General features: G+C 55.9%; 4 protein-coding genes. All 4 read right to left on the minus strand.

All coding sequences use genetic code 11. The features are described from left to right. Window positions 1–254: 254 nt before the first annotated feature. The 4 genes from EZI54_RS22960 to EZI54_RS22975 all read right to left on the minus strand — a co-directional run bounded on the left by EZI54_RS22960 (window position 255) and on the right by EZI54_RS22975 (window position 5,098). Window positions 255–1,604 (minus strand): pyridoxal phosphate-dependent decarboxylase family protein, encoded by a 1,350-nt coding sequence (locus EZI54_RS22960; RefSeq protein WP_131484198.1) that lies wholly within the window; start codon window positions 1,602–1,604, stop codon window positions 255–257. Between the two features lie 26 nt (window positions 1,605–1,630). Then, window positions 1,631–3,013 (minus strand): sodium-dependent transporter, encoded by a 1,383-nt coding sequence (locus EZI54_RS22965; protein ID WP_131484199.1) that lies wholly within the window; start codon window positions 3,011–3,013, stop codon window positions 1,631–1,633. Between the two features lie 142 nt (window positions 3,014–3,155). Beyond that, on the minus strand, window positions 3,156–4,079 hold the full coding sequence (locus tag EZI54_RS22970; protein ID WP_131484200.1) for a LysR family transcriptional regulator: 924 nt from the start codon (window positions 4,077–4,079) through the stop codon (window positions 3,156–3,158). A gap of 620 nt (window positions 4,080–4,699) precedes the next feature. Next, window positions 4,700–5,098: an ankyrin repeat domain-containing protein gene (locus EZI54_RS22975; RefSeq protein ID WP_207389321.1), complete on the minus strand. Its 399-nt coding sequence runs from the start codon at window positions 5,096–5,098 to the stop codon at window positions 4,700–4,702. Between the last annotated feature and the right edge of the window lie 316 nt (window positions 5,099–5,414).

The raw sequence follows: 5,414 nt of genomic DNA on the forward strand, positions 1-5,414 counted from the left end.
ATCTCGCTGCGGAGCCTGGCGTTTATCCCGTGGGATCATGGGCATTTCTTCCGGATTCTGAGTGAAACAGGGCGATTTATGCTGGATATTATACTTTGAAACAAAGCCAACTCATTGTCTTTATTTCAGTTTTTCTTTTGCAGGGCCGACTAATTGATAGTGCAAGGCCTGCCTCCCCATGGATTGCAAGGGGTCTCATAGGCAGACAACAAGACCCCAATGCATGCATGGCTCGACAAGGAAACCTGGCCTATTCAGGCCAGGTTCTCCTGCGCTTCATCCAGAATTCGCCAAATCTCCTCAATCCAGCCCAGATGTTCCGGTTTCATCAACGAGGAGCGCAGACAGGTGGTGTAGGGCGTGTCTATCTCGATCTCCGGACAGGCCTTCTTGACCAGCTCCGATGGAAAGCTGAATGTCGCCAGGTAGAGATCCCGGGCTTCGGCCTGTTCGAAGACCTGCTGTGACAGCTTCGAGATCGCGCCGGTCGACTCGGCTTTTGGCGCCCAGATCACGATATCCAGGTCCGGCTCCAACGGCGTTATGAAACGCGGATCCTCCTTGAGGCGCCGATGCAGCATGACCGCCGCCTGACGGCAGGCGCGCAAGCCATCGGCAAACTCGCCATCCGTCGTCAGCGGGTACATCTGCATCGTGGCCCAAAGCGCAACCGCCGATGCACCCGCCCGGGAACATTCCAGGCTGATCTCGCCCAGATGCAGCTCATCGGAACTGAAGTAGGTGTAGGGCGAGTCGTGCTTGTAGAACCGCCCCACCTCTGGATCCCTGAACAGGACGCAGCCACAGCCGTAGGGTTGCAGGCCGTGCTTGTGAGGATCGACGACGATGGAATCGACCTGGCTGATCTGTGTGTAGGCCGCCACGGCATCAGGCGGCAGCGTATCAACAAGTCGGTAGTAACCGCCGTAGGCGGAATCGACATGAATGCGGAAGCCGTAACGTCGTTGAAGCTCGAGGATCTCCGGCAACGGATCGACGGAGCCTACCCCGGTGGTACCCAGGGTCACCACCACGGTGCCGACCTCCTCCTGCTCCAGTATCCGGGCCAGGGCCCCAACGTCCATACGTGCCCGGTCGTCGACGGGCACCGACCGGAACGGAATCTGCAGCACGCCGCAGATGCGGTTGTGCGTATAGTGAGCCTGTGCCGAGGCGACGATCGTCTTGCCGGGGTGCTGTTGATTCGCGATCCACAGCGCTTCCAGGTTGGCCAGCGTACCACCGCCGGTCAGGTGGCCCAGACAGTTGTCCCAGCCGAACATCCGGGCGATCTCGGCAACCACCTCCTTCTCCATGGCTGAACTGGCCTTGCCTCCATCCAGGGCGTGATTGTTGGGGTTGATCCACATCGCAAGCATGTAGGCCATGCGAGCAACCGGGTGCGGCGGCTTAAGCATCTGACCGGCATACTGGGGATGTGGATACGGATAGTTGTCCCACATCTTCTCGGCGACCTGCAGCAGCACGGATTCCGCGCGCTCCCGGTCGTATTCCGGTCGATAGGCCGGCAGTTGCTCGAATCCCTGGGCGAGCCTTTCTACCGATTGCTGCAGGATGCCGAGGCTTTCGGTTTCGATTGTCATTGGTAACTCCCTAATAAGTTGATTGTTCAGATGGGGCCAATCGCCAGTACGACGACAAACAGGGGCACGACATAACGCATGGCTATACGGAAGGGCACGATGACAGCGCGATTCCCGCCGAACATCTGTTCCAGTTGGTGTTCCTTGAGGCAATAGCCACAAAACAGTGCCGTTGCGAGCCCGCCTGCCGTCATCAGAATGTTGGCAGTGAGATAATCCAGTGCGTCAAAGAACGTCTTCCCGAAAAACATGGGGTTATCCCAAATGTTGAGCGAGAAAACGGTGCCCAGGCTGACCAGCCATACGGTCAATGTGGTGAGCAGGGCGGCACGTGTCCGGGAGAGAAAGAAACGTTGCTCCAGCCAGGCTACGGTCGGCTCCATCAGGGAGATCGCAGACGTTAGCGCGGCGACAAACAGCATGAGGAAGAATATCGTCCCGAACAGTTGCCCATACGGCATGTCACCAAACAGCAGGGGCAGGGAGATAAACACCAGGCCAGGGCCGGCGCCCGGCTCAAGGCCGTGCTCGAAGACAAGCGGGAAGATGGTGAGACCGGCGGTAAGCGCGACCAGCGTGTCGATTCCCGCCACCGCCAGCGAGGTTTTTACAACGGAGCTTTTCGCCGACATGTAGGAGCCGTAGGTAATCATCGAACCCGATGCCAGGCTGAGGGTGAAAAACGAATGACCAACGGCGACAATGATGGCGTTCAGCGTCAGTTTGTGAAAATCAGCATTGAACAGGAAATGGACCGCTGCTGAAAAATCTCCGTTCCTGATTGAATAACCGATCAACAGGACCAGTATCAGCATCAACGATGGCATCATCCAGTTGACGGTTTTTTCTATCCCGTTCTTTATGCCGGAACTGACAATACCGAAGGTGATCAGGAGAAATACAACACTGAATATAATCAGGGTTTGCGGGCTTGCCAGCAGATTATCGAACATGCCGCCTGTTACCGACTTGTCAAGTATCTGTCCCGGTATGTTGAACTGCCCATTTACGGTAATCCACAGATAATAAAGACACCAGCCGGCCACGACTATATAAAAGGAAAGGATCAGGTAACTTGTGACGATTGCAAGGGCACCCACCACGCCCCAGGGGCCTTTGCTGCCTGATTCCCTGCGAAGTATCCTGAATGTGTTCTGGGCATTGCTGCGGCCCATTCGTCCCATTCCGATCTCTGCCATCAAGAGCGGAATGCCGAAGCATAATATGCAGGCAAGATAGACAAGAACAAAGGCGCCGCCGCCATTTTCACCGGCTATATAGGGAAACTTCCACATATTGCCGAGTCCGACGGCTGATCCTGCTGCCGCCATCACAAATGTGATTTTCCCCCTCCAAATGCGATCAACAGGCTTTGAGTTTTCTTCGATTATAACCGCGTCATTATTCATACCTTCTATCCTATTGTTCTAGTTTTAATAGGGGTTATAAAAGATATCGGATCCCATGTTGATAATGGGTTGAATATCAATTTAAAAGGTAAGTAAATGAGGCTTTGTTTAGAAATGAAAAAAAAGAAAAAAGGCCGTGCGCTTAATTCATACCCTGCGGGGAGAAGATGGATTCGCGAAGCACCCGGGCGATCCGATCCCTGACCCAGCGATGGGCAGGATCGTGGTGATGGATGCTGTGCCACAGAAGGTAGTAGTTGTGCGTGGGCAGGTTCTCCAGCGGCAGATCCCGATAGACAATGGAGTAACTGCGAGCAGCGTTCATGGCGATATGGCGCGGTACGATCAACAGCATTTCGCCTCCCGCAACCACGTTGAAGGCCGACGCATAGAAGGGCACCTCAAAGGCGACGCGACGCTGTTTACGCTGCCGGTTCAACTCGATGTCAAAGAAGCGATCCTTATCGCCTCCGGCGGTGATGGAAACGTAGGGATAGTCCAGGATTTGCTCCAGCGTTACCGGGATTTGGCCGCTCAAGGGGTGGTTCCTGGCCATGACCAGGGCCGGCGCATCGGCTCCCAGGTGTACGCCGTAGAGGTTGTCGGGCACATCGTCGATCATCGTCGCAAAGAAATCGATGGGCCGTGTTGCCAGGGAACTCAACCATTGAGGTCGCCAGATCCGATAACTGATATCGATCTGATCCGCCTCGGAGTGCAAGTCGGTCAGAACATCCGGGAATATAAAGTTGGCGACATAATCGGTGCAGGCAAATGAAAACCGCCTGGCACAGGCCGCCGGCGTAAACCCGGGTTCCCCTCTTAAATCATCAACCTGTGACAATATATCCTGCAACTGCGGTATCAGTTGCTGTGCCTTGGATGTCAGCAGATAGTCGTTACCCTCCCGGATCAACAGCGGATCGTTGAAGTACTCCCTCAACTGGGACAGCTGCCGGCTGATGGCCGACTGCGTAAGCCGAAGCTCTTCCGCTGCCCTGGAGACATTACGCTGAGCCAGGAGCACCGCCAATGTCCGCAGCAGGTTCAGGTTCAACTTGGCCATATCCACTACCTATAACGCAGACGCGCACTTGAAAGCGTAGCAGGAGACCGCTGTGCGCCTGAAATGATGATTACGCATAGGGCAGGGGCGGTAAAATCATAGTGGCCCGCCGCCCGGAAGAGAGATCGTCGAGTAACTTGTTGAACTGGGCGATCAATTACCACCCATGACGATCCCGATTGTGTGGCGCGGTTTCGACGGCCTGTCTCTCCGCCGGGTGGCATCGGGGGGGAGGGCACAATCACCAGATCATCAGGACGATCCCAAATACCGCTCCAGCTCCGGCTGAAACGCCGTCTGTACCCTAGGCCGCTTCATCATCCAGCAGGGTTGGAAGGGTCTATCCTTGAATTTAGCAGATCGTCGGGCAGAAGAGAGGCTCCCTAATTCGGTGAACTCCTGTTAACTGAGCCTGTTAGCCGGCATATGGACGGTCCTCGGCTCCCAGCAGACCAGCAATTCCGGAAAGATCGACTGGCAGGATCAGGATGGCAGGGAATTGAAAAAAGGGGCAAAACGCGAAGCCTGAATGACAGCATTCGCGGGTTTGCTAAAGCCCAAGGCAGCCCCCATTCCTTTCGGCATGCGGGGCGGGCGTTAATGCTTCTCCAGCAATCCAATCACATCCGCTGCACCCATGGCCTGGCCAGGGACAGGGCGGTATTGCCTTCGGCGTCGACGGCGTTCCGATCGGCGCCGGCCTTGAGCAGACGTTCGACCATATCCACACGGTTGAACATCGCGGCGTACATCAACGGTGTCTTGGCGCCTTCGGGCCGGCTATCCACGCCGGCCCCTTTTGCCAGCAGCAGGTTGACGATATCCATCTCGCCCTTATAGACGACGCCGGCCAACGGTGTCTGTAGCCGTTCGTTGGGCAGGTCGGGATCGGCGCCTTTCTCCAGGAGCAGGCGCGTCGTCCCCAGGTGACCATGATAGCTGGCCAGCATCAGCAGACTGTCGCCGCTGCTGGTCCGGATGTCCGGCGGGACGCCGGCATCCAGCAGGGGGGCGAGCATCTGGGTACCCCTGGAATTCCAGGGTCAGGTCTTGCCTTTTGCCCTCCGCCTGCAAGTTGGAGGCATTTCCGATGACTTATCCACATTAGCCAAGCATCAACAAGGAGCCAAGGATGGCCAAACCGTTGCGATTGGAAATCGCAGGCGCGCTCTATCACGTTACTTCGTCGGCCCTGCAAAAGAAAAACTGAAATAAAGACAATGAGTTGGCTTTGTTTCAAAGTATAATATCCAGCATAAATCGCCCTGTTTCACTCAGAATCCGGAAGAAATGCCCATGATCCCACGGGATAAACGCCAGGCTCCGCAGCGAGAT

The sequence above is a fragment of the Marinobacter halodurans genome, assembly GCF_004327985.1.
GTDB classification, from domain to species: domain Bacteria; phylum Pseudomonadota; class Gammaproteobacteria; order Pseudomonadales; family Oleiphilaceae; genus Marinobacter_A; species Marinobacter_A halodurans.

Bases quoted from the DNA above. Each gene is read 5' to 3' on its own strand.
- EZI54_RS22960 (WP_131484198.1), bottom strand. From the start codon at position 1,604: ATGACAATCGAAACCGAAAGCCTCGGCATCCTGCAGCAATCGGTAGAA.
- EZI54_RS22965 (WP_131484199.1), bottom strand. From the start codon at position 3,013: ATGAATAATGACGCGGTTATAATCGAAGAAAACTCAAAGCCTGTTGAT.
- EZI54_RS22970 (WP_131484200.1), bottom strand. From the start codon at position 4,079: ATGGCCAAGTTGAACCTGAACCTGCTGCGGACATTGGCGGTGCTCCTG.
- EZI54_RS22975 (WP_207389321.1), bottom strand. From the start codon at position 5,098: ATGCTCGCCCCCCTGCTGGATGCCGGCGTCCCGCCGGACATCCGGACC.